Here is a 25,952-nt window from a genome sequence, read left to right on the forward strand (position 1 = left end):
CTCCCACACCCAACCTCTTGGAACTGACCCCCGGCCTGCCCGATACCGCCGGCATCATCACCCCCGAATGGCGCGCAGCCTGGCGCGATGCCGCCGCCCAGCCGCTTTCCGATGCCCCTCCACTCCCCCACCACATCGCCAACCACCTGCGCTACATGCGCGGGCTGCGGGTGGATCCGCGCCGCATCGTCGTTACCGCCGGTGCCCGCGATGGCCTGGCTTTAGTGCTGCGCACGCTCGGTACTGCGCTGCGCGTCGGCGTCGAATCGCCCGGTTACCCCAGCCTGCGGCGCATTCCGCAGGCGCTTGGCCATGAGCTGGTGAACGTACCCACCGATGCCGATGGCGTTACCGTTCCCGATACCGACCTCGACGCGCTCATTGTCACCCCAAGCCACCAGTACCCGTATGGCGCCTCACTGCCGGCCGAACGCCGCGCCGAACTCGTCGCCTGGGCCCGCCAGCATGGCGCTTTACTCATTGAGGATGACTTCGATTCCGAGCTGCGCTACGTAGGCCAGCCGCTGCCCGCGCTCGCCGCGCTCGCCCCAGAGCGCACGGTGTTGCTCGGTACGTTTTCCACCGTGATTTCACCGTCCATCGCCTGTGGCTATGTGGTGGTCCCGGATGGGCTGCGCGGGGGCATCGACAAGCAGCGCGATATCTTTGGCCAGCCGGTCGGTACCATCCCGCAGGCCGCGCTCGCCCATTACCTGGCCAGCGGGGCGCTGCGGCGCCACACCGGACGCATGCGCCGGACCTACAAGCGCCGCCGCGACCTCGTGGCCGATGCCCTGGGCTCTCTCCCCGGCGCGCGCCTACTGCCCATCAATGGCGGTCTACATGCGGTTTTGCTGTGCGACCCGACCATCGTTCCGCGTGCCGCCGCCCGCGGCATCAAGCTGACCCCGCTGCGCGAATACTGGGGCGGCGTGGACGCCGAAGACGGCGTCGTTTTAGGTTTTGGTCACTTAAGCGATGACGACCTGCGCCGCAGCCTGAGCGCGGTCGCCGCCGCGCAACGCGAATGTTAGCCTGAATTTAAATGCCCTCGCACAGAAAGACGTAAGAATGACGCTTGGCCCGCTCGAACTTCTGCTCATGCTCATCCCGCTAGCTATCTACATCGGACTTATAGCCGGTGTCATTTATTTAATCGTGCAGGTCGCGCGCAATTCCAATGATATTAAGCAGAATTCGCAGGCCATCGCGCAACTTCGAGAGGCACAGAAAAACGGCCCCTCCGCTGGGCAGGGGCCGCATTCTTAAATGCCTAGTCCGCAGGCTTTTCCGTATTCACCGCGTGCGAAAAATTTTCGCTGAATTCCTTGAAGCCCTTATTAAAGGTGCCCAGGTTTTCCATGAACCCGCCCATGATGTCTATGGGCAGCGGGAAGACGATGGTGGAGTTTTGGTCCGCGCCCAGTTCCAGCACCGTTTGTAGGTAGCGCAGCTGCAGCGCCGCCGGGGCCTTGCCCAACTCCTCTGCAGCCTCGCGCAGCTCGCGGGAAGACTGCAGCTCACCGTGGGCCGAAATGACCTTGGCGCGGCGCTCGCGCTCCGCCTCCGCCTCGCGCGCCAGGGCGCGCTGCATCATCTCTGGGATTTCCACGTCCTTAATCTCCACGATGCGGGTCAACACTCCCCACCGTTCGGTTTGGCCGTTGATGATCGCCGCTAGGTCCTCGTTAAGCTCCTCGCGGTGGGCCAGCAGGTCATCGAGGCTCGCCCGACCCAAAAGCGAACGCAGGGTGGTCTGCGCAATCTGCGAGGTGGCCACGGCGTAGTTTTCTACCTCGAGGACCGCCTTGCTCGAATCGGTGACCTCGAACATGACCACCGCATTCACGCGCACGGACACGTTGTCCTTGGTGATGATTTCTTGCGGCGGAATCGTCAGCGTGACCACGCGCAAATCCACGCGCTCCAGCTTATCGATGCCCGGCAGCAAGAAATGCAGCCCCGGCTCCAGCATCGGTCGCAGGTGGCCAAAGCGGAAGGTCACGCCCCGCTCATACTGCTTAATCACCTTGAGCGAGTAGGACAAAAACACCCCGATGAGAGCGAGGATGATGCCGATGACGATCGGCCAGAATACGGGAGCGGACACTTAGATTTCCCCTTCCAGTTCTTGACGCACCGAGCGGTAGCGCGTGGATTTTCCGTACTTCGAACCATAGCGATCGACCTGCGCCGCCAACTCCGCCTCGCGGTTATCCATCTCCGGCACCACCAGCTGCGGCGCGTTCGAGGGCGTATTCCACAGGTGACGGGCCAACGGGTACACGCCGAAACCGGTGATGATAAGCACCGTAGCCAGCGTCAACGCCACTTCCGCGGGCGAATGGTAGCTAATCAGCGAGGCCAAGGGCAGCAAGTAGCCCATCGCCGCCACCGCCAGCGCGATGCCGCGGTGGAAGCGCCCCGAATCCGAGTGCGGCCACGGATCCAACTGGCGCGTGACCTCCCGCCCGTGGTGCGAGACCGTACACTGCTGCTTGACCGGGCAGGTATTGCACACGGTCGGGTTCGCGCGGTAGCGCATGACGCGGTTTTCCGGGTCGAAGCTGGAGGGCCAGAGCCAGTGATCTTCGGGGCATCGCCAAGCATCGTGGTCTTCCATGTACCGGAACGTGCCGGATTGGTTGGACATGGTGCGGTTGGCGGTTTGTTGCGCCAGCAGGTCGAATACCCAGGCCACTGCGAGCAGGAAGAGCCCGTAGCACGCGGATAGTACGGTAAATGCACCCGGCATTAGTCGTCCTTCTTATCCGAGCGGTAGGTACCGCCCCACTTCGTGCGCGATTCAAATTCCTGGCGCGGCGCGGTGGCGGAATCGCCGCGCTCAGCATCGGGATCTTCCTCCTCCACGAAGGCACCGCGCTCATCGATGTACCCGTAGCGCCGGCCCGTGGAGCTGCGCTTGTCAACGCGCCCCTTGCCACCCGAGACCAGTCCCACCGAGGAACCCACGGGGACCTCGCCCGCGTGGTCGTCCTCATCTGGGGTGATGATGCTAAACAGCGGATTGGTTGGGTGCTCCTCCACCGTTGGGATGTCCTTCTTGTAGAGCACGCCGCGCAGCGCCATCCAGAGGAAGGGCAGGACGCCGAGGAGGAACATGACATCGCCAGGCAGGCGCAGCCATTCCATGATGAAGTTGCCGGGCTGGGTGATGTAGCCCAGTGACCGCGCTTCCACGTAGCCCGATCCGACGGATTCGTAGAGCTGCATGATGCCCAGCGGCAGGAGCGAAATGACCACCATCCACAGCAAGCCCAGGTTTTGCAGCCAGAAAGCCCAGCCCATGGCCTTATCGGACCACTTGTCCTTAGGAATGAGATAGCGCAGCGCAAAGACCGACAGGCCCACGGCCAGGAAGCCGTAGACGCCCATCATCGCGCCGTGGGCGTGGTTTGCGGTAAGCGCCGTGCCGATTTCGTAGTAGGAAACGATAGGCAGGTTGACGAGGAAGCCGAAAATGCCCGCGCCCAAGAAGTTCCAGAAACCGACGGAGACCAGGAACATCACTGCCCAGCGGTGCGGGAAGGGGCGCTCGCCCGAAGCGCGCTGGCGGGAACCCAGCTGCATGAAGGTCCAGGCCTCAACGGTCAACAGGGTCAGCGGCACGACCTCTGCGGCCGAGAAGAATGCGCCCAGGGCCATGTGCTCGACCGGGGTGCCCGAGAAGTACAGGTGGTGCATCGTGCCCAGCACGCCACCGGTGGAGTAAAGGATGACGTCCAAGAAGATGATGCCCAGGGCGATCTTTTCGCGGACCACGCCGAGCAGGACGAAGACGTAAGCCACCATGACGGTGGTAAATAGCTCCAGGAAGTCCTCGACCCAAAGGTGGACCACCCAGAAGCGCCAGAACTCAGCGACGGAGATGTGGGTTTCCGATCCCGCCAAGTTGCCCACCGCGTAAAACGCGGGGATGGCCAGGCCGGCGAAGAAGAAGAGCCACGGCATATTGGACTTGTGCTCGTTTTTCAGGCGGCCGCGCAGCTGGCGGTAGATGATGCCAATCCACACGAACATGCCGATGGTAAGCAGTACCTGGAAGAAGCGCGGCAGGTCCAGGTATTCCCATTGCTGGGAAAATAGCGTGCCCTCTTCGATGTAGCCCATGGTAGAAAGCCATTCAAAGGCCATGGAGCCAAAGACCACGACCGCGATGGCGCCGAGCAGGAACCATACGAGCCAATCCTGCTTCTTCGGTTCCTTCTTGCCCACGAACGAGGCTAGGAAGATGCCGGCCGCCAAGAGCCCGCCGGCGGTCCACAGGAGGGAAAGCTGCACGTGCCAGGTGCGCGAGACGTTATACGGCAGGATTTCTTGCAGCGGGATGCCAAAGAATCCGGTCAGCTCCGTGCGGTAGTGCTGGCTGGCCGCACCCAGCAGCGCCTGGATTAAGAACAGCAACGCAATGACCAAGACGAACCAGGCCACCACCTTCTGCGACTTGGTCAGCCCGACCTCGCCCGGCTGCTTAAAGTCCAGGTTCGGCGCTTCTTCCGAATGCCAGCCGATGGACTTGGACCACCGGCCGTAAATCGCGAAGATCAAGCCGGTACCGCCGATGAGCGCGATGAGCGAGAGCACCGACCACACCACAAGATCCGCGGTCGGGCCGTTGTCCACGCGCGATTCCGCCGGCCAGTTATTGGTATAGGAATAGTCGTGGCCCGGACGCTCTGCCGCCGAAGCCCACGCGGTCCAACCGAAGAAACCTACGAGGTTATTGATGTCTTGCTCATCGGTAATAAAGTCCGACGGCAAGCCACTGTTGTGGGAATCCGGGCCAAAGTACTGGGCGTAGTAGTCCTTATTGGCCTCGAATGCCGAAATCTGGTTATCGGTCCACTCCAGTACGCCCGTTTCTTCGTCATAGCGGTTGGTGCGGAATTCTTCTACCACGGCTTCTTCGGGAGTGGCGGAAGAATCAACGAAATCGGGCATACCATTCGCGTCGTTTTCCTCGCGGGCGTGATCGAGAGCGCGGCGCAGGTACTCCGCCGTATAGTCCGGTCCTAGATAGGCGCCGTGGCCCAGCACGGAGCCGTATTGCTGCAGGCCGCGGGCCTGGTACAGCGCCTGGCCGTTAGTGATCTCTTCCTTGGTTAAGACCGTTTCGCCCGTGGATTCGGAGACAATCTTTTCCGGCAACGGCATGGATGCGTCATAGGTGCGGTACGCCAAAAATCCCATGACCAAAAAGCCAAAGATCATGACGAGGGCGATGCCCTGCACCCACACGTTGCTCACCTTGAGGACCGGTTTCTTCCGGTCCTCAACCCCAGTCGTGGTGGCCATAAAGTGTCCTTTTCACAGTTGTAGAGAGTTCGACATACATCATTATGAACGGACAAAGCGGTGTTAAATAGTCGAACGGAAGGCCCCTACCCCCATTCGCCCACATCGGCCAGCCCGCACGCGAGCATTATTGGGAAAATCGGTGCACCATATAGCCGGGTTCCGCCCCCAGAATCCCCACCCAGCTTGTTTACCCCCGGTTTTTCCGTAACAATTAATGCATGACATTCGCAGAGCACACCAAGCGCAATTGGCTCATCACGTTCTTCGCCGCGATTTTCCTCGCCGCCATCGTCTGCATGATTTTCTTAAACGATCCACACCGCACAATGGTGGTCGCCATGGTCTTTATCGCCTCGGCAATCCTGCTCTTCGGCGCGATCCTCGGCATCTGGTACCTATTTCGCCGCAAGGACGAAAAAGACCCGCAGTAGATAGGCTGGGGCGCATGGAATTTAGCTTGCTTGGCCACGCCTGCGTCGCAGTTGCGGCGCCGGGCGGGCGTATCCTCATCGATCCCGGAACCATGACGCCCGCCATTCCCGACGCCGATGCGGTGCTCATTACCCATGCGCATGCAGATCACCTAGACTCGGACCGGCTTCCCGATGCCCCACTCTGGGCACCTGCCGAAGCCTGCGAACAACTGGGGCGCGGTACTGCGGTCTCACCGGGCGAGACCATCACCGTCGCCGGCCTCGACATCGAGGTACTCGGCGGCCAACACGCGCCGATCCACCCAAATATTCCGCGCCCAGTCAATGTGGGCTACTACTTGGGCGGCCTGCTCCACCCGGGCGATCAGTACATCGATCACCCCGCGAACGTGCTGCTCCTACCCATTGCCGGGCCGTGGGTGAAGGCCGCGGAGGCCGCCGATTATGCCCAGCGCGTCGGCGCCGCGGTCACGATCCCCATCCATGACGCCGTGCTTTCCGATGTCGGCCGCACCGCCTTCGACACCATGCTCACCAAAGCCGGAGTACAGGGCTATAAGCGGCTAAATCCAGGCGAGAAATTTACCGCTTAGTCTATTTTTATTCTCTGACTACCCTGCGGTTTCGCAGCGGGGTGCTGTACGTTACATACCGCTTGGTCTAGTCTTGCGTGGCATGACGACGAAATACGATAACTCCAACGCAGACTGGTCCTTCGCCACCCGCTCCGTTCATGCAGGCCAAAACCTCGACGGCGCGCACAACTCCCGCAATGTGCCGATTTACCAAACCACCTCGTACGTCTTTGATGACGCCGAGCACGCGGCCAACCGCTTTAACCTCTCCGATGCAGGCCCCATCTACACCCGCCTGACCAACCCAACGCAGGATGCGCTGGAAGAGCGCTTGGCCTCCCTTGAAGGCGGCGTGGCCGCCGTGGCCTTTGCCTCGGGCCAGGCCGCAGAGACCGCGGCCATTTTCAACCTCGCCTCGGCAGGCGATCACATCGTTTCCTCCCCGCGCCTCTACGGCGGCACCTCCACCCTCTTTACCGTCACGCTCAAGCGCCTTGGCATCGACGTCACCCTCGTGGAAAACCCGGACGACCCCCAGTCCTGGCAGGACGCCGTACAGCCTAATACCAAGGCCTTTTACGGCGAGACCTTTGGCAACCCGGTAGCCGATGTCCTCGATATCCCCGCCATCGCCGAGGTCGCGCACACTAACCAGGTCCCGCTCATCGTGGATAACACCATCGCCACCGCAGCGCTGGCCCGCCCGCTCGACTTGGGCGCGGACATCGTCGTGGTTTCGACCACGAAGTTCTACACCGGCAACGGTTCTGCGGTGGGCGGCGCGATTATTGACGGCGGCTCCTTCGACTGGACCGTCGAGCGCGACGGCGAGCCGGTATTCCCCCACTTCGTCACCCCCGACGAGGCCTACCACGGCCTGAAGTACGCCGACCTCGGCGCCCCCGCCTTCGCGCTCAAGGCCCGCGCCGGCCTGCTGCGCGATACCGGCGCCGCCATTTCTCCGTTCAATGCATGGCTGACGCTTAATGGCATTGAGACGGTAGGGCTGCGCATCGACAAGCACAATGCCAACGCCCAAGCCGTGGCCGAGTACCTGGAAGGCCACGCCAAGGTGACGAAGGTCAACTACGCCGGCCTGGATTCCTCGCCGTATAAGAAGATCAAGGAGAAGCTGGGTTACTCCTATACCGGCTCCGTGCTGTCCTTCGATATCGACGGCGGGCGCGAGGAAGCATGGGCGTTTATCGATGCCCTGAAACTCCACTCCAACCTCGCCAATATCGGCGATACCCGCTCGCTCGCCGTTCACCCGGCGACCACCACGCACTCGCAGTCCGATGATGCTGCCCTTGCCGCGGCGGGCATTGCGCAGTCGACCATCCGATTGTCTGTGGGCATTGAAGATATCGACGACATCATTGCTGACCTCGAATTGGGATTTAACGCACTGGCATGAGCTGTATAAGTATCGGCGATTTTCGCACCGAAGCAGGCGCCACGCTTTCCGATGCCCACATCGCCTACCACCGCTTCGGCCATTTCCTCGGCGATCCGCACGGCGGAAATAACGTCATCTTGGTGGAACACGCGCTGACCGGCAACGCCGATGTGGCCGAGTGGTGGTGCGATCTCATTGGCCCAGGCAAGGCGCTGGATACGACGAAGTGGTGCGTTATCGCCATGAACGCACTCGGTGGCTGCAATGGCTCCACCGGCCCCTCCTCCTCGCATCCAGATGGCCGCAGTTGGGGATCGCGTTTTCCGGCGTTATCCATTCGCGATTTGGTGGCCGCGGAGAAAAAGGCGCTGGAAGAACTCGGAATAACGCGCGTACATGCGATTATCGGCGGTTCTATGGGTGGTGCACGCGCCTTGGAATGGACGCTGATGTACCCGGAGGCGGTCGATGCTGCGTGCGTTATCGCCGTCTCCGCGCGCGCCTCCGCGTGGCAGATTGGTATCCAGTCGGCGCAGATTTCCGCGATTGAACGCGATCCCTTCTGGCACGGCGGCGACTATTATTCCTCCTCCCAGCGCCCTCGCGAGGGACTCGCGGCGGCGCGGCGCATCGCGCACCTGACGTATCGCGGCGAGCAGGAAATTGATGAGCGCTTTGGTGTTCAGGCCCAAACCGACGAAGAACCCCTCGGGCCCTATCGCCGGCACGACCAGCGCTTCGCCGTGAACTCCTACCTGGATTATCAGGGCTCGAAGCTGGCGGATCATTTTGATGCCGGCTCCTATGTCACACTTACCGAGGCCCTCAACCGCCACGACATCGGCCGTGGCCGCGGCGGCCTGAACCGCGCGCTGGGTTCTTCGCAGGTACCGACCATGGTCGTGGGCGTCGATACGGACATCCTTTATCCCTATCACCAGCAGGAACACCTCTCTCGGAACCTAGGCAACCTGCTGGCCATGGCGAAGGTAGTCTCTCCCGTCGGCCACGATGCGTTCCTCACGGAGTCGCGCCAGATGGACCGCATCCTGCGCAACTTCCTCACCCTGTCCCAACCGCACCCGCTGGACGCGGACAGCACAATCGACTACGCCATCTAGCCAACCCCGCCTACACGCCGGCGCGTGCGCAATTCCGCATCGCCTACGCCAGCGGTTTACGGTCACTGGTGGCTCGACGCACGAACGGGACGCGGCGCGAGGCAGATAGTGGCGGGGTCCGGAACGGGGGCACGGTAAGTGGCTAGCCCGGACTCCTTGCAGAAGGCATACAGAAGGATCGCCGGAGCGGCGCAGGTTTAACTGCGCTGGCTTCGGCAATGTTCTTTATCGGGCCCAGGGCGGGCGCCACACGATGCCTTCGTGCGGGTGGCGCTCTAGGCGCCCACGACGGGGCGGGGCATTTGGGTCATCGTCGTTGACGGCGTTGTGATACTTGCAGGCGATGGTCAAGTTCTCGGAGTTGGTCTCGCCGCCGAGCAGCCACGGTTGCAGGTGGTGAACCTGGCATTCATCGGCAGGGATATGACAATCAGGCCACGGGCACACCGGATTTTCGGCCATCGCCATCTGCCGCTGCTTCCAGGTGGCCAGCCGGCGCGTGTGGTACAGGTTCACGGGGCCGGTGACGGGGTGGATGAGGGTGATGAGGCCGGCATCGGCAAGCGCGCGCTCCGCTAGCTGCGCACCGGTGATGGTGGCACCGTTAGTCAGCTGCAGGGTGACGTCGTCCTCGCCGTGGGTAACCTTCACCATGTCATCTAGCGTGAGGACCACGTTAGTAGTGATGGTGGAGGCGGCCGCGCCCTCTGCAAATACCCGGCGCGCATCGTCCACGGTGGAGACGTGGTTATTAATCTCAGCCACCAGGCCCGATTCCGCGGTGATGGTCAGCGTCCACAGGTCATCGGTGCGGCGGGTAAGACGCACGCCCTCCGCGCGCTTCTGTGTGCGCTCCTCCTTGACGCGGCGGCGGGCGCGCTTTTCTATCTCGCTGGTAGAAACGTTGAGCCGGCACAGCTCCTCGCGCAGGGCCCACGCCGCGCGCTGGGTCTTCAGCTTCTGCGCGTGCACCTCAATGATTTTCAGCGCATCGAGCGGGAGCGCGGTAGTGCGGGCGGCGCGCTGCTTGGCGCTAAACGATGTCTTGCCAAAATACGTATCCGCCAAGCGCGCGAATTCCGCGGCCTCTTTATCGCTAAAACCGCGGTCTACCAATTCGGCTTCGGATAGCCCAGCGCACTCCCCGATGAGCGCCATCGGGGAGTTTATCGCTGCGAGGTAATCCGAAATCATGGCCCCGAGCCTAAACCGCGGGTAGCTGAGGGCGCGAGGCCAAGTGCGCGGCGGCTGTGGATAGCCGCGCGACACGCCGCAGATTGGTGATACTGAAACAATCACCTGTGGATAACTAGCTGCCCAGCGCGTCCACGGAGTAGGCGAGAAAGGCCATCAGCGCGCCGATGACCCCGGTAAAGGTGGCATCGAAGCGGCGCGAGCGCACCGCCAGCACGCCGACGCGGCGCGAATCGCACGTCAGGCGCACCACCGTCAGCCACAGCAGCGCGAGCCCGAGCAAGAAGGTAGCTCGGCGCCAATACTCGAAGATGGCATAGCCGCCGGACAAGGCCACCCCGGCGATGAAGAGCCCGATGGCCACCCACTGCACGGAAGCGGGCAGCGGGGACGGTTTCAGGTGCGCGTCGTGGGGATTGTCTAAATTCACGCCAGCTTTTCCGCGCGCTCAACGATGTTGCGCACCAAGAAGGCCCGCGTGAGCGGTCCGACGCCGCCTGGGTTGGGCGAGACGAACCCAGCCTTATCCCAGCAATCGGGGGCGATATCGCCGGTGAGCTTGCCGTCGACGCGGGATACGCCGACATCGAGAAGCGCGGCGCCTTCCTTAATCATGTCCGCGGTAAGCATGTGCGGTTGGCCGGCGGCGGCGATGACGATATCGGCATTGCGGGTTTCGGCGGCAAGATCCTTCGTGCCGGTGTGGCAGAGGGTAACGGTGGAGTTCTCACTGCGGCGGGTCAACATCAGGCCAATGGGGCGGCCGACGGTCACGCCGCGGCCGATGACGACGGTCTTGGTGCCGCCCAGCTCCACGCCGAAGCGGCGCAGCAGGTGCAGGCAGCCATTCGGGGTGCACGGCAGCGGGGCTTCCTCATTGAGAACGAGCTTGCCCAGGTTGACCGGGTGGAGACCATCGGCGTCCTTTTCCGGATCGATGCGCTCGAGGATGGCGTTTTCATCCAAGTGCTTGGGCAGCGGGAGCTGGACGATGTAGCCGGTGCAGGCGTCATCGGCATTGAGCTCATCGATGACCGCCTCGAGTTCCTCCTGCGAAATATCCGCCGGCAGGTCCTTGCGAATGGAGTTGATGCCCAGCTTTTCGCAATCGCGGTGCTTCATCTTTACATAGGACTGGGAGCCTGGGTCCTCACCCACCAGAACGGTGGCCAGGCCAGGGGTTATCCCCTTGTCCTTCAGGGCGGCCACGCGCTCAGCGAGGTCCGCAAAAATCTCGTCACGGTACAAGGTGCCATCTAGTTTGGTAGCGCTCATAGCCCCCATCCTAGACTGAAGGCATGAGCCAGCTGCACATCGTCTTTGATAATCCCGTCATCCCGACCAATACCGGCAATGCCATTCGCACCGCGGCGGTGACAGGCGCGAGCCTGCACCTGATTGAGCCGCTGGGGTTTAATTTTGACGATAAGCACTTAAAGCGCGCCGGGCTGGATTATCACGACCTGGCAGATGTGCAGATCCACAAGGATTTCGACGCGTGCATGGAGGCACTGCCCGGCGCGCGCGTTTTCGCCTTTACCACGCATACGGATAAGTGGTTTACGGAGGTTGAGTACCAGGACGGCGACGTGCTGCTCTTTGGCACGGAGCCGACCGGCCTGCCAGATGAGCATGTCAACCATCCGCGCATTACCGATCAGGTGCGCATTCCGATGGTCCCGGCCAGGCGCTCGATGAATCTCTCCAACTCCGCATCGACCGCGGTCTTTGAGGCGTGGCGCCAGCTTGGTTTTAAGGGAGCGGTGTAAGTTCTGGCAGGTCGCGGGAGCGCAGGCGGTTGAGCAGCGCGTGGGCATCGGCAAGCGCGAGGTTGCGCGCCGCCATGGACACGGGCCCCTGCACGAGGTCGAGCTCCACCGTGGCTAGGCCGAGCAGCTGGGATATCGGGCCGCGGCGCAGGGTGAGTTCCTGGATGTGGCGCAGCTCGATGGCTTGGACGCGGCGGTTGAAGCGGCCGGCGCGCACGATGACATAGTCGCCGGTCAGCGCGACGGTTTGCTGCCGGTAATCGATGGGCGAGACCCATTTGGCGCGCGCGGGCGAGGCATAGGTCGGGGCGGCATCGGCGGGCAGGAATTGCCGGGCTTGGCTGCGCTTGCCGACGGGCACGATGCGCGTCGATCCCGATCCCTCGCCGCTGGCCATGCCGCCGTAGCCGGCGACCGACACGCGCGTTTCGTACCAGTCGAAGGGCCGCCACAGGAAGGGCTGGGTGACTTGGACGGCGTGGATGCGCTCGAGGCGGATGTTTTGGCGGCGGCGATCGGCAAGGCCGTAGGTGATATTGAGTACGCCATCCTCAAGGCTGGCGGTATAGCGCCACGAGGAGTCAATCACGTTCCAGGCGCGCGGGACGGTGGCCAAAAGGATGGGCAGCGTGATGGTCAGGGACATCGGCGTGACCACGAGGAATACGAGGGCCGCAATAAGAACGATCGTGGACACGTGCAAAGCGGCCGCGACCAGGGAACGCGCGATGGGGATTTCGGGGATGAGGACGTTGTCCTCTTCCTCGGCCGGCTGTTCTTCAGCCGGTTCCTCGGCGTGCGGCTCGCCGTGGACGCGGGAGAGGATTTCGGCGCGCAGGGCCTCGGCATCGCGCTTTTTCAGGTAGGCGATTTCGATGGCGGACGACTGCCCGCCGGCCGTTTCCACGCGCACTGCCGCGAGCCGGAAGAGCCGGGCGATAACGGGCTCGACGACGTCTACAGCCTGCGTGCGGTCATAGCGCGCCGTGCGCTGCTGCTTCGAAATAACCCCGCGGCGCAAGGTGAGTTCCTCCTCGCCCAGCCGGTAGCCCATCTGGCGCCACCACACGCCGGATACGAGCCAAACCACCGCGCATACTGCAATGAATCCGGCTAGGGCGAGGCCGATATCGCGCAGGTCCGCGGCGCTGTGTTCGCCGGTAACGAAGGCAAAGATTCCGCGCAGTGCCTCCATATTGACGTTTAAGGCAAAAGCCGCGATGACGGCCAGGATGACCGACCACAGCTGCAGCAGCGGGGTCAAGCGGTGGACGCGGTGGTAACTCATAGCCCGCTCATCCGTTCGCGGGCGTGGTGGGTAAGGCGGGTGCGGAGGGCATCGGCAAGCGGGGCGTCCAAGCCCTTCACCGTGGCGTCCGTGGTTGCGGAGGCGGTGTGCAGCTGCAGTTCCTTGAGCCCGAAGGCGCGCTCGAGGGGGCCGGCGGACACGTCCACGAACTGGATGCGGCCGTAGGGCACAACGGTGAAAGAATGCCACAGCTTGCCGCGCGTAATGAGCAGCTCATCGTCGGTTTCGCACCAGCCCATGCGGCGCACCTGGGCCGGAATGAGCCAGAGCAGCCAGAAAAAGAGGACGGCGAAGAGCCCCGCCGCCCAGTAGAACCACGGGGTCCACCAGTACCCTGCCGCTGCGGCCGCCGTGGCGGAAATAACCGTCCAGCCCAAGTGACGGATATAGCGCACCTTCACCAAACGCGGCGAGACGGGGTTCATTTCTTCGCTCATAGCTACTGACTGTAGCAATCGGACTCGCGCCCTTGTGCAACTTATCGTTATTCGATATTATCGAATTACGACAACATCGAAAGTCGATAAGGAATCGACGGAAAGGATTGTCATGACCACCCCGCAACCCACCTCCCAAACTGAGCGCCGCGAAATTACCGCGGCGGCCACCCTCTGCCTGTTCACCATTATCATCCTCGGCCCCACCTACCTGCGCGACCTTGTCACCGGACGCTTTTCCACCGCACTGAGCGCGGCCGTCCCGGAAGGCCTAAGCAAGCACAACCTCGACGGCGGGCCATTCTGGATGCTCACTGCGGGGCTCGTCGTCAAGATTGCAGGAATCTTGATTATCGCGTTCTTTGCCTACCGCTTGGTCAAACCAATGCTTCGTGGGCAGGTTTTCAATACGAAAAACATCCGCTTTCTTAACGGAATGACCATCGGAATCCTTGTCTGGTTTATCGGACGCTTCCCACTCGAAGGTATGGGCAATAACTGGGCTTCCTCGCAGCTCGACATTGACTGGTGGGCCAACCAGAGCGGATCCTCACTAGGCGAGCTTGCACTGCCCTACCTTTTTGTCTGCACCCTCCAGCTCTTCTCAGTTGCCATCAAGCGCGGCAGCAAGCTCGAAGAGGAGGTTGAAGGCCTTGTCTGAGGAGCAAGAACCCCAGGTGATCTGCCACCTCGACCGGATAATGGAAGAGCGCGGTATTACCGGAGCGGCGCTCGCCAAAGAGGTAGGTATCACCCCAGTTAACCTGTCCGTCCTGAAGAATAATCGCGCCAAGGCCGTGCGCTTTAACACCCTTGCGGCACTGTGTACGGCGTTGGACTGCCAGCCGGGCGATATCTTCGAAGTAGAATAGAAAACCTTGTCATTATGTTGGGTTTATGCAGTACTTTGACCTATGTCCACTGAAACCTATAGGAAGAATTCCTAATGGCTAACTAACTCGCCGCCGGCGCCTAGTTCCGACCGGCGATGTTTTTCTCGGCCTGGCCACCGCTTTTGGGCTTCGCTGCGGAGAAAACTAGCGGAAATCGCGGGAGCCGCGCGAGAGGAAATCACCAAAGTCCAGCGGCTCGAGCTTGTCCGCGACCACGCTTACCGCGCCGGTGGCGTTTTGCACGATGCCGCGGATGATAAGCGCGCGAGCGGTGCGGGCGAGCACCTTCTGCCGGGACCACAGCCCGGGCGAGACCATCACGTTCATCAGTCCGGTTTCATCCTCCACACCCAAAAAGGTCAGGCCGGAGGCGGTGCGCGGGCGCTGGCGGTGCGTAATGATGCCGGCGATGCGCACGCGGGTGCCATCGGGGACGTGGGGAAGATGGGAGGAAGGCAGGACATCGCCAAGCGCGGCCCTGACTAACTCCATAGGCTGCTTATCGTGGGTGACGCCGGTGGCGGCGACATCGGTAGCCATCAGCTCGAACGCCGACATGCCGGGCAGGTGCGGCGAGGCGAGCGCGGAGGTGCCGGGCAACATGCCCTCGCGCTCGGTGGCGGCGACGCCAGCCTGCCAAAGCGCTTGGCGGCGCTCCAACCCCAAGCACTCCAGCGCCCCCGCCGTGGCCAGCGCCTCTACCTGCTCCACGCTAAGATCCGCCCGGCGCGACAGATCGGAGACGCTGCTAAAAGGCGCTGTGGCCTCCACGCGCTCGGCGGCCTTATCCCCCAGCCCCTTGATGAGGTTGAGGCCCAACCGGATCTCGCCGGTGGGCAGCGCCCTAGCCTGCGCGCCGGAATCGTTGATGCTCACCGGCAGCACGCGCACGCCGTGGCGCCGGGCATCCTGAATGAGCGACTGCGGCGAATAAAAGCCCATGGGCTGCGCGCGCAGCAAGCCCACGCAGAACTCCGCCGGGTAGTGGTGCTTGAACCACGCGGAAAAATACACCAGCGAGGCGAAGGACTGCGAGTGCGATTCCGGGAAACCGTAGGCGGCAAAGGCGGTGATCTTGGCCCAGAGCTTCTCCGCGACCTCACCGTCGATGCCGTTGGTGGCGCGCAGGCCCTCGAAAAAGCGGCTGCGCAGCGCGGCCATCTTAGCCGGCGAGCGCTTCGAGCCCATGGCGCGGTGCAGGTCATCGGCCTCGGCGCCGGTAAAACCGGCGGCATCTACCGCAATCTGCATCAATTGCTCTTGAAAAAGCGGGATGCCCAGGGTTTTACCCAGCGATTTCTCCAGCACCGGGTGGTCATAGGTCACGGGCTCGAGGCCATCGCGCCGGCGCAGGTAGGGGTGCACGGAGCCGCCCTGGATGGGGCCGGGGCGGATGAGCGCGACCTCCACCACGAGGTCGAAGAAACAGCGCGGTTTTAGCCGGGGCAGCGTGGCCAGCTGCGCGCGGGACTCCACTTGGAAGACACCGACGGCATCGGCGCGGCACAGCATGTCATAGACCGCGGGCTCGGCTAGGTCGAGCTCCCACAGGCGCACCTCGCGGCCGGTGGTGGCGCACACAGCATCGATCATGTGGTGCAGCGCCTCCAGCATGCCGAGGCCCAGCAGATCGAATTTCACCAGCCCGGCGGCGGCGCAATCGTCCTTATCCCATTGCAGCACGGAGCGGCCTTCCATGCGGGCCCATTCCATCGGCACCACGTCCGCGATCGGCCGGTCGCATAAGACCATGCCGCCGGAGTGGATGCCGAGGTGGCGTGGCTGGTCGAGGAATTGCTCGGCGAGTAAGGCGACATCGGCAGGCGGCTCGGCTATTCCCTTCGACCACGCATCGGCAGAGCCCTGCGGATAGCCCAGCGCGCGGGCGGCGTCGCGGGTAGCCCCCTTGCGGCGGTAGGTAATGACGTTGGCAACCTGTGCGGCGCGGTCGCGGCCGTGGGTGCGATAGACGTACTGGATGACCTCCTCGCGCCGGCCGGATTCGATGTCGATGTCGATATCGGGCGGGCCATCGCGTTCCGGTGACAGGAAGCGCTCAAAGAGCAGCTGCGCGGAAATGGGCTCGGCGTTGGTAATGCCCAGCGCGAAGCAGACTGCGGAATTGGCCGCGGACCCGCGTCCCTGGCACAGGATATTTTCCTGGCGGCAAAAATCCACCAGGTCGCAGACGATGAGGAAATAGCCCGGAAAGCCCAGCTGCTTGATGATGCCCAGCTCGTGCCGCATCTGCTTTTTCGCCTTAGCCTGTATTTCGGGCGGGCGCGAGGCGTAGCGCTTTTTACCGCGCCGCCACACCTCATGTTCGAGCCAGCTCATCTCGGTATGCCCCTCTGGGACGACAAAGTCCGGGAGGTTGGGCGCGAGGGCACCCCAGGTAAAAGAGCACTCGCGGGCGAGGCGGACGGTTTCGGCGATAAGCTCGGGCCGGCCTGGAAGCAACTGGGCCATCTGCTCGCCGGAGCGCATCCAGCCTGCGCCCATCGGGTGGGCATCCGGTGCGGCTTCCTCTAAGGATTGGCGGTGCGCTAAGGCGCGTTTGGCAGCGGCGAGCCGTACCTGGTCGCGCGTTGCTGCCGCAGGTCGAGCGGTTGCAATGGCGCGGAGATTATTGTACTTATCCAGGAAACTGTGGTGATCCGCATCTTCGGGAGACATTGTGCACGCATATTCGAGAACTATGCTGTCTATTTTTATTCTTTCGAGAACGTGATCGATTTTTTGTATAGCCTCCCACCCCAGCAGGAAAAAGCACTCGCCCTCGAGCTCGCGCGCCACGGCGTCTAGGGGCGGGTAGGCAACGCCTCCTTTCTCACCGGCATCCATCCGCGCGCGGGCGATAAGGCGAGAGAGGCGGCGATAGCCTTCCGGCGTGCGCGCCAGCACGGTCACTGGGGCCTCCGCGAGGGAAAGCTCCGCGCCATACACGGCCGGAAGGCCCGCCTTAGCTGCGGCTTCCGCGAATTTCATCAGGCCGTAGAAGCCATCCCGATCCACGACGGCCAGCCCCTCGAGGCCAAGCTCTAGGGCGCGGGCGACCAGCTCTTCCGGCTCGGCGGCGCCGTCGAGGAAGCTATAGGAGCTTACCGCGTGCAGCTCCGCAAAGGGCACGGCGGAATACCCGCGCTGGACAGGCTCATCGCCGCCGCCGAGGTGATGCACGGCGACGGGCGCGGCAGCGTCCTTGCCGGATAGTACCCTTTCTAAACGCGACCACGGCAGCGCCTTTCCACCATTAAATTTCACCCTTCACAGGGTAATGTCGAATTAATGTTCTATACAACCCGGCACAATGAGACGCGTTCAATAGACAAAGCGGTTCGCTTATTGCTAGATTGCTAAACGGTCAATTTATTTAAACTCCTACATGTAAGGGGACCTCATGCAGATTCGTCGCGCAGCGGCCGCTACCGCCGCCGTTACCGTCGCCGCCACCAGCCTTGTGGCCTGCTCCTCCGACGCAGATGATGACAAGACCATCACCGTTGGCACCACCGATGATGCAAAGCAGGCCTGGGTTGCCTTTGAGCAAGAAGCCAAGGACGCCGGCTACGACATCGACATCAAGTCTTTCTCGGATTACAACACCCCGAACCAGGCCCTAAACCAGGGCGAGCTGGACACCAATAACTTCCAGCACCTGAAGTTCCTGGCCGAGTACAACCACGGCAATGGCACCAACCTGGTCCCCATCGTCGCCACCGAAATCGTGCCGCTGGCGCTGTTCTGGAAGGGCCACGACTCCCTCGATGGCATTGAGGGCGAAGAAGTTGCCATCCCGAATGACTCCACCAACCAGGGCCGCGCCATCAACGTGCTGGTCCAGGCTGGCCTTATCACCTTGAAGAAGGACGGGCTTATCACCCCAACGCCGCTGGACATCGATGAGAAGAAGTCCAAGGTCAAGGTCGTGCCGGTCGATGCAGCCCAGACCCCATCCGCGCATGGCGAGGGCACCCCGGCGATTATCAATAACTCCTTCCTGGAGCGCGCCGGCATCGACCCGGCCACCGCCGTCTTCCAGGATGACCCGAACTCCGAAGAGGCTGAGCCTTATATCAACGTCTTTGCCGTTCGCGAGGAAGACGCCGATAACGAGGACATCAAGAAGCTCGCCGAGCTGTGGCACTCCGATGCGGTACAAAAGGGCGTCGACGAGGACTCCGCAGGTACCTCCGTCGAGGTCGAGCGCACCCCAGAAGAACTCCAGGAAATCCTGGACAAGCTCGAAGCAGATTTGGACTAATCACCCTTGCCTTCTACCCCGCCGGTTTTCACCCCGGCGGGGTTTGGCACTTCCTCACTAAGGACGCAACCCGTGGCAGATTCCACCCAGAACGGCACTCGCATTGAGTTCCGCAATATCACCAAGGTCTTCCAACAGAAAAAGGCCGAGGTCAAAGCTCTTGACGATGTCTCCTTGACCGTCGATTCCGGCGAGATCATCGGCATCATCGGCTACTCCGGCGCCGGCAAATCCACCTTGGTCCGCATGATCAACGGCCTGGATACGCCCACCTCCGGCGAGCTGCTGCTCGATGGCCAGAATATCGTCGGCATGTCCGAAAAGAAGCTGCGCGGCATCCGCCGCAATATCGGCATGATCTTCCAGCAGTTTAACCTCATGAACTCCCGCACTGCGGCGGGCAATATTGAGTACCCGCTGCAGTTGCAGGGCATCGGCAAGCGCGAGCGCCAACAGCGTGTGCAGGAGCTGCTGGATTTTGTTGGCCTGGGAGATAAGGGGAAAAGCTACCCGGAACAGCTTTCCGGCGGCCAGAAGCAGCGCGTGGGCATCGCGCGCGCCCTGGCCACGAATCCTTCGCTGCTGCTTGCCGATGAAGCCACGTCCGCCCTCGACCCCACCACCACGCAGGAGGTCCTCGACCTGCTGCGCCGGGTGAATAAGGAGCTCGGCATCACCATCGTGGTCATTACCCACGAAATGGAGGTCGTGCGCTCCATCGCGGATAAGGTTGCGGTGATGGAAAATGGCCGCGTCGTAGAACAAGGCAGCGTCTACCAGGTCTTTTCCAATCCCCAGACCGCCGTGGCCGCCAAGTTCGTTGCTACCTCGCTGCGCAATGAGCCCGACGTGGTGGAAACCGATGACCTGCTCGTTCATGAAGGCCGCCTGTTTACCATCAACCTGACCGAGGAATCCGGCTTCTTCGGCGCCGCCGCCAAGCTGAAGGATGCGGGCGTATCCATCGCCGTCGTCCACGGCGGTATTACCACCTTGCAACAGCACTCCTTTGGCAAGCTCACCGTGCGCTTGAGCGGTGACGACGCCGCCATCGAAGAGTTCTACCGCGCCCTATCTGCCACCACTCAAATTGAGGAGATTGAACGATGAACGTCAACTATCTCGCCGCCGCCGACTGGGACCGCTTGGGCGGATCGCTTGTCGATGCCATCGTCGACACCCTCATCATGGTCTCGACCACCCTCGTCGTCGCCGGCATTTTGGGCCTGGGGCTCGGCATCTTGCTCTACACCGCCCGCCCGGGCGGCATCCTGCAAAATAAGGCCGTCTACCTGGTGGTCAACCTGCTGGTGAACTTCGTTCGCCCCATCCCGTTTATTATTTTGCTGGCGTTTGCGCAGCCACTCACCGTCGCCGTGATGGGCGGATCCATCGGCCGCGAACCGGCCACCTTCGTGATGGTCATCGCCGCCACGTTCTCCGTAGCGCGCGTGGTGGAACAAAACCTCGTGGCCATCGACCCAGGCGTTATCGAGGCCGCCCGCGCCATGGGTGCTTCACCGTGGAAGATCATTACCTCCGTGATTATCCCGGAGGCCCTCGGCCCGCTGATTCTGGGCTATACCTTCCTGTTTATCGCCATCGTGGATATGTCCGCCATGGCCGGCTACGTCGGCGGCGGCGGACTGGGTGACTTCGCCATCGTCTACGGCTACCGCGCCTTCGAGTGGGAAGTCACCGTCGTGGCCACGCTTATCATCATCGTGCTGGTGCAGGCAGCGCAGTTCTTTGGCAACTGGCTATCCTCCAAGGTTATGCGCCGCTAATAAGCTCCACATCCGTGGCCACAAGCGCCTTGCCGGTCTTGGGTGCGTCGCCGCAGGAAGAAACCACTCCTTCCACGGCGCGCTGCTCGAGCGTCACGCTCCACCGCCGGCCATCGGCATGCGTGACCACGGGGCCCTGCTTTTCGTCTTCTGCGTAGAGCTGGCCGTAGTAGAGGTCCTCAGAGGCATCGATAAGCTCGCGCGCTACCGCCAACTCCGCCACTTGGCCGCGCGGGCCGAAAATGCCGCGCCCGCGATTGACCGGGTAGAAATATTTCCCTTCCGCCGCCGCCGCAATCATCTGCGCGGCGGCTTCCTTATTCATCCGGCCAAAGGAATAGGCCCACGGCATGAGCATGACCGAGGGCGCGAAGCGGTGCCCCTTCGTGTGCGAGGTCTCCCACACCATATCCGGGTAATCCTCCACCAGCTCCGCGGCGAGCGGGCGCCCCTTCACGGCGCAGCACTTATCGCGCTTAGCATGGGTGCACACCAAAACCAGGGGCGTATCGAGGGTTCCTCCCCCATTGCGGCCCGGCGCGGAGAGATCCAGATCCAGAATCTTTTCCGGGCCGGTCAAAAGGACCAATTCCATCACGCCCTGCTCAGCCCACACCAGGTAACACCGGTGCATGGTGCCGATTTGGCGGCCATCGCGGCCGGGGCGGCGAATCAATTGCAGCCCGGCCTGGCCCTTGAGTTTTTTCTTCAGTTGGGCCGTGAGTTCTGGGCCAAAAGTATCGCCATCAAGCACGTCGCGCGACCAGCCGCCGGGCCACTCAAAGAGGACAAACACGGACTCTTTTTTCGCTGTGCCGGGCAACGGTTCCACCTGGTAATCTGAACAGAAATCGGTCATGTACCCTAGCCTAACCCGTCTGCAACTCAGCTCACATATTTGGCAACAATTCGGTCAAGATCTGCCCCCAACGCTAGGCAGTAATTAATGGAAATTATACTCTAGTGGTCATGTATAAAGCCCGCCTCTCACTCCTGCTTGCCGCCGCAGCCCTCCTCACCGGCTGCAGCACCGAATCAGCGGATGACACCACCATGGCGGCCTCTGTGGGAAACTCGCACATCAACCCGCTGGGTGAGGCGGATATGAGCATGAAAACGCTGCGCCCAGAAGCCCCTTCGGAGCTCGTGGTGACCAAGGTACGCGTGGGCCAGCACGATGGTTTCGAGCGCGCCGTCTTCGAGCTCGAGGGCGAGGGTTCCCCAGGCTGGTTCGTGGATTACGCCGATAACCCCAAGCAGCAAGGCTCCGGCCAACCCATTAACTATGCCGGTGATACCGCGCTCAATGTCAATATCGATGGCGTGGTCTATCCGTTTGAGGCCGGCATTGACGAGCCGCGCATCGGCATCGTCGATGCCCCCGCCGGCGGCGTTATTACCCAAGTGGTCAACGGCCGCACCTATGAGGGCCGCAGCCAGTTTGTCATCGGTATGAACCAGCGCAAGCCTTATTCCGTGCAGGTGCTAGAAAATCCCACGCGCCTCGTGGTAGATATTCGCTCCTAATACGTCGCTTCCACGCGCCAGCGCCCCTCTGACCACACCAAGAGCCAGGCGCGCTGGCGTTGCTCCCGTTCAGCCTGGCCCACAATTTGTAGCCGCGCCGCGTGCTGCGGCTGTTCGGTCCACCACTGCGTATCCACCGGCCACGGCCCAGCCCAGCCGATAACGCGGTAGCGGTGCGCGCCCCACCCGAGTGCCACGGGCACAGAGGATAGGAGGGCCTCGGCGGTGACGATGACGTCCCGCGCGGCGGCATCGATAAGCCGAATGCGCGCGGCCGGGTGGTTCGGCCCGCCGCCTAGGCGGGCGGGAAGCGGCGCGGGGATCCTGCCTGGCCAGCTGCCCTGCGGCGTGGCATCGCGCTGCTCCCCATAGGGCACGTACTCGATGCGCTCGGCCACCCCACGGCCACCGGCGGCCCGCGGCTGCAAGACGCGGTCTATGCCCAGCTGCGATTGCACGCGCGAAATCACCCGCTTGACCTGTTCCTGTGAGGCATCCCCGCCCCAGAGGCCATCGGCCTGCGGCCTAGCCACCTCCACCGGCTCAAGCACCAGCCGCACGATCGCGGCACCGTCCTTGCCGCTCGACCGCGCCGCCGTAAGCCACCCATCCAGCTGCCAGCGCACCCGGTCCGCGGTCGCCTGCTCCGTGAGCGCCTCATGAGTGCGCCATACCCGAGCCACGGTTTCGCCAGTAGCCAACTCCGCCACCACGCGCAGGCGCACGCACACCACTTCCGCCTCCGCCAACCGCACGTGCAGCTGCGCGGCCAGTTGCCGGGCCACGAACGCCGCCGCATCCACGCGTTCGATGGATTGCTCGCTGCTAACGGACAGGTCAGGCCGCGCCATTTCCGGGGATACTCGCCGGTCCGCCCGCGCGTGTGCTACCTCGTGCGCGCGTTTTCCCTGCTGCCCAAACCGGGTAACCACCTGCTTAAACGGCAGCTCCGCCACATCACCTAGCCGGCGCACACCCAATTTCTGCAGCTGGACCACAAATTCCGCAGAAAACCCCAGCGCGGCCTCCGCGGCTAAAACGCTCACGGGCTGGGCGGCCAAGAAATCCCGCGACTCGCCCTCCGGCAACACCGCGCCTACCCCGTGGTGCCGGGCCGCGATGATGGCCGTGGCAATCTCGTCTGCCACGCCGAGGGTGGAATCAAAACCGGCGTGCGCGGTGGCATCGGCAAGCATCTCCAGTGCTTCTGGCCCGTGATAGCGCAGCGCCGCGCCCGCATCCACGATGGCCAGGCCGGGCCGCAGCACCTCCACGGACGAGGCCACGGCATCCAGGCCCGCCGCAATCTCCGCGAAGGCCGCTCCATCCCTATCCGGGTTCGCCTCCACCACCTTTACCTCAGGACAAATCGCTTGGGCCTGGCGCAGGCGCATCCCGCGCCGAATGCCCGCCCGGCGCGCCGCACTATCGCAGACCAACACCGCGTGATTGCGCGCGATCAACACCGGCCCTGCCTGCCCAACCGCCTGGATGGGCCAATCCGGAAACCACACCGCAGCCGCCCTCATACGGCCGCCAACCTGCGGGGCTCGCCCATGGTAAGGCTCCCGCGTGCGGTGCCCTTTTTCGAGTCCACCGCAAGATCAATATCCACGCCGCGGATGCGCCCGCTGCCCTTGCCGATGCCCCGATACGTACTCACCTCCGCCCCAATGCGCACCGCGGTGCCCGGCAGCCGCGCACCCACGGTCAGCACCGCGGCCTGCCCGCCGCGGATCTTCGCCCACACCGGCCGCGCCTTGGCCAGGCTCAGCTCGCCGGGCGGGCCGTGGTGGATGATAAGGTCCATGCCCTCTGCCAGCACGCTGGTTACCGCCCATGCCTCCAGGCCCGGATCGGGGACGGTGACCACGTTGTTGAGCTGCCCCATTTCGGCAACTTGTGCGAGAGAAAGATCCGGCCACCCCACTAGCCCCACATGACCCCCGTGGGCCGTAAGATGGCAGATAAGCTCCACCACGAGCGCGGGACACTCCGCGCACGAGACCACCTTCCGCCGGGCGAGCCCACCTGCGGGAAGTAGCCGCGCCAGCTGGGGAACGGTATCTACCAGCTCGTCTTCGTCTTCCTGCTCCATCGCCTGCATGCGGGCGCGCAGCACCGCAACGCGGTCGGACCTATCCAGCCCTGCCACCGCTTTTTCTAGGCGAACGTTCGTTTGACTCACCCACACAGTATGAACCCTCAACCGGACACATGCAACTGTATGTTCGAATGGTAGTCTTAAGCGCATGAACCTGAACGAGGCCTACGGTGCTATGCGCGAGAATCCAACCCCCATCCCCACCCCGCCGTGGGTGCGCCTCGGATCCTCCATCCTGATCGGCGCCACCGTCGCGCTACTGACCACCCGCACCCATTTCTTCGCCACCCTATCTGGGGCCGCGGTCTGCCTCGTGGCGGCATTCGTCTTGGTCTTTGCCCACCCCTACCGCCGCGAGATGCGCTCCTATGCTGACCGGCACGATGCCGATCTCATCCCCACCATCGCGCAGCTAGTACCGCTGATGATTCTATGGCTTCTCATCATGCTCGCGCCCATCCTGGGCCTGCCCGCGTGGGGCTCGGCGCTGGTGTGGGTTGCGGTCTCATGCATCAGTTTTATCGCCTTCCCCCACGTGGATGGCACGCGCCGGCTGGCCTTTGTCTAATCCATGCGACACTGCGGGGACTTATCCACAGAATTTCCCCGGGTTTTCGCGCTGCGGATCCGGGTTATCCACAGTTTGTGCCCTTGCGGTTGCCCTACCGATTGAGCGCGGGCTAACACCGCCCTAGCGTAGGCGGCATGAACGCACTCGAGACCTACCTGACCGCCCTCGCGCCCGGCATGGACATCATCGCCGCGTGCCGCGGGCTCTCTGGGTCTGAGCTCATGGAGCGCGGCGCGCCCGATGCCATCGCCGCCGACCTGCTCCTTTTATGCGAAAGCTACTACGGCCGCACCGCCTTTAGCCGGATGCAGCGCCGCGCCATTGCCGATGCCCGCACCAACGCCCACCCCATTTCCCTCCTGGCCGGCATCGAGCGCGTAGTTAATCGCGCGCCCAGCAAGAAACAGGCGTGGGAGCTGCGTGCGGAATGCTGTGCGATGTCTGCGGAGATGAGCGTTATCATCAAACACGCTCGGCGCCGGGTGCGCGAGATGAAAAAGTCCACGGTCAGCCCCGGCGTGCGCACGTACCGGCGGCCCAATGACTACTGGACGCTTGCCATTACGGGGACCTCTCGCTTCATCGCGGATCTGCAGGGCGCGATTACGGCCACTGATAAAAAGCCGCTGCAGGCGGTGGAAGATATCTTCTTCGGCGCCGGCAGCGCCGCGCGCTCCACGGTGGTAACCAACGCCGTCGTGCCGCTGGAGAAATTCATTCGCATCCGCGATGGCCACGGCGATGACGTGCAGCTCGATCTCACCAACGGTGCGACCATGTCCGGTACCGAGTACTTGCGCCGCGTGCTTAACGATGCCGGCTATTCCGCCCCCGGCCCCAGCCCCAACGGCAATGGCGACGGCGACGCCAACGGCAGCGGCAGCGGGGACGGCGAAACGGGTTATGTCACCCTCGTGCATCCGGTAGAAGGGCCGGTCAACCTCTACCGCACGGCGCGCGTGGCCACCGATAAACAAAGAATGATGGCGGCCGCGGAAAATCCACGCTGCGCCTGGCCCGGGTGCAACCAACCGGCAGATCTATCCCAGGTCCACCACCTGACGGCCTGGAGTCGCGGCGGGGAGACCAATATGAAAAACCTCGTCGTGTGCTGTGCTTACCATAACGGCATCAACGACGACGACCCCAATGCCCCGCCCCGGCGCGGGCGGCTAGAAAGAGTGGGCGGTCGCATCGTCTGGCGGCCACCCGTAACACCCCGCAACTAGCCGCAGGTATGCGAAAAGGC

General features: G+C 62.9%; 27 protein-coding genes. 15 read left to right on the forward strand and 12 right to left on the reverse strand.

Features of this window, described 5'->3' with window-relative positions:
• A partial coding sequence (gene pdxR / locus ABRP95_RS05810) for a MocR-like pyridoxine biosynthesis transcription factor PdxR (RefSeq protein ID WP_349839092.1) occupies nt 1–1,034 on the forward strand: 1,034 nt, incomplete at its 5' end.
• A 37-nt stretch (nt 1,035–1,071) separates the two neighbouring features.
• Nucleotides 1,072–1,269, forward strand: coding sequence for a hypothetical protein (locus tag ABRP95_RS05815; protein ID WP_023016815.1), 198 nt, complete (start codon nt 1,072–1,074; stop codon nt 1,267–1,269).
• A gap of 4 nt (nt 1,270–1,273) precedes the next feature.
• Here the strand turns inward: ABRP95_RS05815 and ABRP95_RS05820 are convergent, their stop codons facing one another.
• From ABRP95_RS05820 to ABRP95_RS05830, 3 genes are read right to left on the reverse strand one after another with little or no spacing between them, the layout of a single operon-like run.
• Nucleotides 1,274–2,110: an SPFH domain-containing protein gene (locus ABRP95_RS05820; RefSeq protein ID WP_023025338.1), complete on the reverse strand. Its 837-nt coding sequence runs from the start codon at nt 2,108–2,110 to the stop codon at nt 1,274–1,276.
• Complete coding sequence (locus tag ABRP95_RS05825; protein ID WP_284770131.1) at nt 2,111–2,755, reverse strand: hypothetical protein; 645 nt, start codon at nt 2,753–2,755, stop codon at nt 2,111–2,113.
• Entirely contained in the window at nt 2,755–5,316 is a 2,562-nt protein-coding gene (locus tag ABRP95_RS05830; RefSeq protein ID WP_349839093.1) for a nitric-oxide reductase large subunit, read from the reverse strand. The genes ABRP95_RS05825 and ABRP95_RS05830 overlap by 1 nt, the downstream gene beginning before the upstream one ends.
• A 221-nt stretch (nt 5,317–5,537) precedes the next feature.
• Between ABRP95_RS05830 and ABRP95_RS05835 the strand changes: the two genes are divergently transcribed.
• From ABRP95_RS05835 to metX, 4 genes are all read left to right on the forward strand, one after another.
• Nucleotides 5,538–5,750 carry a hypothetical protein gene (locus ABRP95_RS05835; protein WP_284895929.1) on the forward strand — a complete coding sequence of 71 codons (213 nt, stop codon included), beginning with the start codon at nt 5,538–5,540 and terminating at the stop codon, nt 5,748–5,750.
• A gap of 14 nt (nt 5,751–5,764) precedes the next feature.
• Entirely contained in the window at nt 5,765–6,346 is a 582-nt protein-coding gene (locus tag ABRP95_RS05840; RefSeq protein ID WP_349839094.1) for an MBL fold metallo-hydrolase, read from the forward strand.
• Nucleotides 6,347–6,428: 82 nt separating this feature from the next.
• A complete protein-coding gene (locus tag ABRP95_RS05845) occupies nt 6,429–7,745 on the forward strand; it encodes an O-acetylhomoserine/O-acetylserine sulfhydrylase (RefSeq protein ID WP_284853400.1) in 1,317 nt (438 codons plus the stop codon).
• On the forward strand, nt 7,742–8,848 hold the full coding sequence (gene metX, locus ABRP95_RS05850) for a homoserine O-acetyltransferase MetX (RefSeq protein ID WP_349839095.1): 1,107 nt from the start codon (nt 7,742–7,744) through the stop codon (nt 8,846–8,848). The genes ABRP95_RS05845 and metX overlap by 4 nt, the downstream gene beginning before the upstream one ends.
• A gap of 225 nt (nt 8,849–9,073) precedes the next feature.
• On the opposite strand, the gene ABRP95_RS05855 is transcribed toward metX, so the two are convergent.
• From ABRP95_RS05855 to ABRP95_RS05865, 3 genes are all read right to left on the reverse strand, one after another.
• Nucleotides 9,074–10,042 carry an HNH endonuclease signature motif containing protein gene (locus ABRP95_RS05855; protein WP_284770137.1) on the reverse strand — a complete coding sequence of 323 codons (969 nt, stop codon included), beginning with the start codon at nt 10,040–10,042 and terminating at the stop codon, nt 9,074–9,076.
• Between the two features lie 115 nt (nt 10,043–10,157).
• Nucleotides 10,158–10,472 carry a DUF3017 domain-containing protein gene (locus tag ABRP95_RS05860; RefSeq protein ID WP_284781887.1) on the reverse strand — a complete coding sequence of 105 codons (315 nt, stop codon included), beginning with the start codon at nt 10,470–10,472 and terminating at the stop codon, nt 10,158–10,160.
• A complete protein-coding gene (locus tag ABRP95_RS05865) occupies nt 10,469–11,317 on the reverse strand; it encodes a bifunctional methylenetetrahydrofolate dehydrogenase/methenyltetrahydrofolate cyclohydrolase (RefSeq protein WP_284781889.1) in 849 nt (282 codons plus the stop codon). The genes ABRP95_RS05860 and ABRP95_RS05865 overlap by 4 nt, the downstream gene beginning before the upstream one ends.
• A gap of 23 nt (nt 11,318–11,340) precedes the next feature.
• On the opposite strand from ABRP95_RS05865, the gene ABRP95_RS05870 reads away from it, so the two are divergent.
• Complete coding sequence (locus tag ABRP95_RS05870) at nt 11,341–11,811, forward strand: tRNA (cytidine(34)-2'-O)-methyltransferase (protein ID WP_296086844.1); 471 nt, start codon at nt 11,341–11,343, stop codon at nt 11,809–11,811.
• Here ABRP95_RS05870 and ABRP95_RS05875 read toward each other — a convergent pair.
• Together ABRP95_RS05875 and ABRP95_RS05880 are read right to left on the reverse strand one after the other, a co-directional pair.
• Nucleotides 11,795–13,099, reverse strand: a complete 1,305-nt coding sequence (locus ABRP95_RS05875; RefSeq protein ID WP_296086846.1) for a PH domain-containing protein — start codon at nt 13,097–13,099, stop codon at nt 11,795–11,797. The two genes, ABRP95_RS05870 and ABRP95_RS05875, sit on opposite strands and share 17 nt — an antisense overlap.
• On the reverse strand, nt 13,096–13,557 hold the full coding sequence (locus ABRP95_RS05880; protein ID WP_005277248.1) for a PH domain-containing protein: 462 nt from the start codon (nt 13,555–13,557) through the stop codon (nt 13,096–13,098). Before ABRP95_RS05880 ends, ABRP95_RS05875 begins: the two co-directional genes overlap by 4 nt.
• 112 nt (nt 13,558–13,669) lie before the next feature.
• Here ABRP95_RS05880 and ABRP95_RS05885 point away from each other — a divergent pair, with 112 nt between their 5' ends.
• Nucleotides 13,670–14,218 (forward strand): hypothetical protein, encoded by a 549-nt coding sequence (locus tag ABRP95_RS05885; protein ID WP_244262130.1) that lies wholly within the window; start codon nt 13,670–13,672, stop codon nt 14,216–14,218.
• A complete protein-coding gene (locus ABRP95_RS05890; protein ID WP_034659621.1) occupies nt 14,202–14,429 on the forward strand; it encodes a helix-turn-helix domain-containing protein in 228 nt (75 codons plus the stop codon). The genes ABRP95_RS05885 and ABRP95_RS05890 overlap by 17 nt, the downstream gene beginning before the upstream one ends.
• Nucleotides 14,430–14,594: 165 nt before the next feature.
• On the opposite strand, the gene ABRP95_RS05895 is transcribed toward ABRP95_RS05890, so the two are convergent.
• Nucleotides 14,595–17,714, reverse strand: a complete 3,120-nt coding sequence (locus tag ABRP95_RS05895; protein WP_349839096.1) for an error-prone DNA polymerase — start codon at nt 17,712–17,714, stop codon at nt 14,595–14,597.
• 136 nt (nt 17,715–17,850) lie between these two features.
• Between ABRP95_RS05895 and ABRP95_RS05900 the strand changes: the two genes are divergently transcribed.
• The 3 genes from ABRP95_RS05900 (at nt 17,851) to ABRP95_RS05910 (ending at nt 20,501) form a co-directional block, all read left to right on the forward strand.
• On the forward strand, nt 17,851–18,714 hold the full coding sequence (locus ABRP95_RS05900) for a MetQ/NlpA family ABC transporter substrate-binding protein (RefSeq protein WP_023016795.1): 864 nt from the start codon (nt 17,851–17,853) through the stop codon (nt 18,712–18,714).
• Between the two features lie 72 nt (nt 18,715–18,786).
• Nucleotides 18,787–19,824, forward strand: coding sequence for a methionine ABC transporter ATP-binding protein (locus tag ABRP95_RS05905; RefSeq protein ID WP_284770144.1), 1,038 nt, complete (start codon nt 18,787–18,789; stop codon nt 19,822–19,824).
• Nucleotides 19,821–20,501, forward strand: coding sequence for a methionine ABC transporter permease (locus tag ABRP95_RS05910; protein ID WP_005277229.1), 681 nt, complete (start codon nt 19,821–19,823; stop codon nt 20,499–20,501). The genes ABRP95_RS05905 and ABRP95_RS05910 overlap by 4 nt, the downstream gene beginning before the upstream one ends.
• Here ABRP95_RS05910 and ABRP95_RS05915 read toward each other — a convergent pair.
• Complete coding sequence (locus tag ABRP95_RS05915) at nt 20,488–21,360, reverse strand: ferredoxin family protein (protein ID WP_284770145.1); 873 nt, start codon at nt 21,358–21,360, stop codon at nt 20,488–20,490. The two genes, ABRP95_RS05910 and ABRP95_RS05915, sit on opposite strands and share 14 nt — an antisense overlap.
• Nucleotides 21,361–21,470: 110 nt before the next feature.
• Here ABRP95_RS05915 and ABRP95_RS05920 point away from each other — a divergent pair, with 110 nt between their 5' ends.
• Nucleotides 21,471–22,028 (forward strand): AMIN-like domain-containing (lipo)protein, encoded by a 558-nt coding sequence (locus ABRP95_RS05920; RefSeq protein WP_284770146.1) that lies wholly within the window; start codon nt 21,471–21,473, stop codon nt 22,026–22,028.
• Here the strand turns inward: ABRP95_RS05920 and ABRP95_RS05925 are convergent.
• Together ABRP95_RS05925 and imuA' are read right to left on the reverse strand one after the other, a co-directional pair.
• Nucleotides 22,025–23,557, reverse strand: a complete 1,533-nt coding sequence (locus ABRP95_RS05925; protein ID WP_284796229.1) for a DNA polymerase Y family protein — start codon at nt 23,555–23,557, stop codon at nt 22,025–22,027. The genes ABRP95_RS05920 and ABRP95_RS05925 overlap by 4 nt on opposite strands.
• Nucleotides 23,554–24,216, reverse strand: a complete 663-nt coding sequence (gene imuA' / locus ABRP95_RS05930) for a DnaE2-dependent mutagenesis accessory factor ImuA' (protein ID WP_349838163.1) — start codon at nt 24,214–24,216, stop codon at nt 23,554–23,556. Before imuA' ends, ABRP95_RS05925 begins: the two co-directional genes overlap by 4 nt.
• Before the next feature lie 64 nt (nt 24,217–24,280).
• Here imuA' and ABRP95_RS05935 point away from each other — a divergent pair, with 64 nt between their 5' ends.
• Both ABRP95_RS05935 and ABRP95_RS05940 read left to right on the forward strand, forming a co-directional pair.
• Nucleotides 24,281–24,700 (forward strand): hypothetical protein, encoded by a 420-nt coding sequence (locus ABRP95_RS05935; RefSeq protein WP_005281427.1) that lies wholly within the window; start codon nt 24,281–24,283, stop codon nt 24,698–24,700.
• Nucleotides 24,701–24,837: 137 nt separating this feature from the next.
• Entirely contained in the window at nt 24,838–25,932 is a 1,095-nt protein-coding gene (locus ABRP95_RS05940) for an HNH endonuclease signature motif containing protein (protein ID WP_349839097.1), read from the forward strand.
• Nucleotides 25,933–25,952: the final 20 nt, after the last annotated feature.

The sequence above is a fragment of the Corynebacterium sp. KPL2895 genome (assembly GCF_040225815.1).
Classification (GTDB): Bacteria; Actinomycetota; Actinomycetes; order Mycobacteriales; family Mycobacteriaceae; genus Corynebacterium; species Corynebacterium rhinophilum.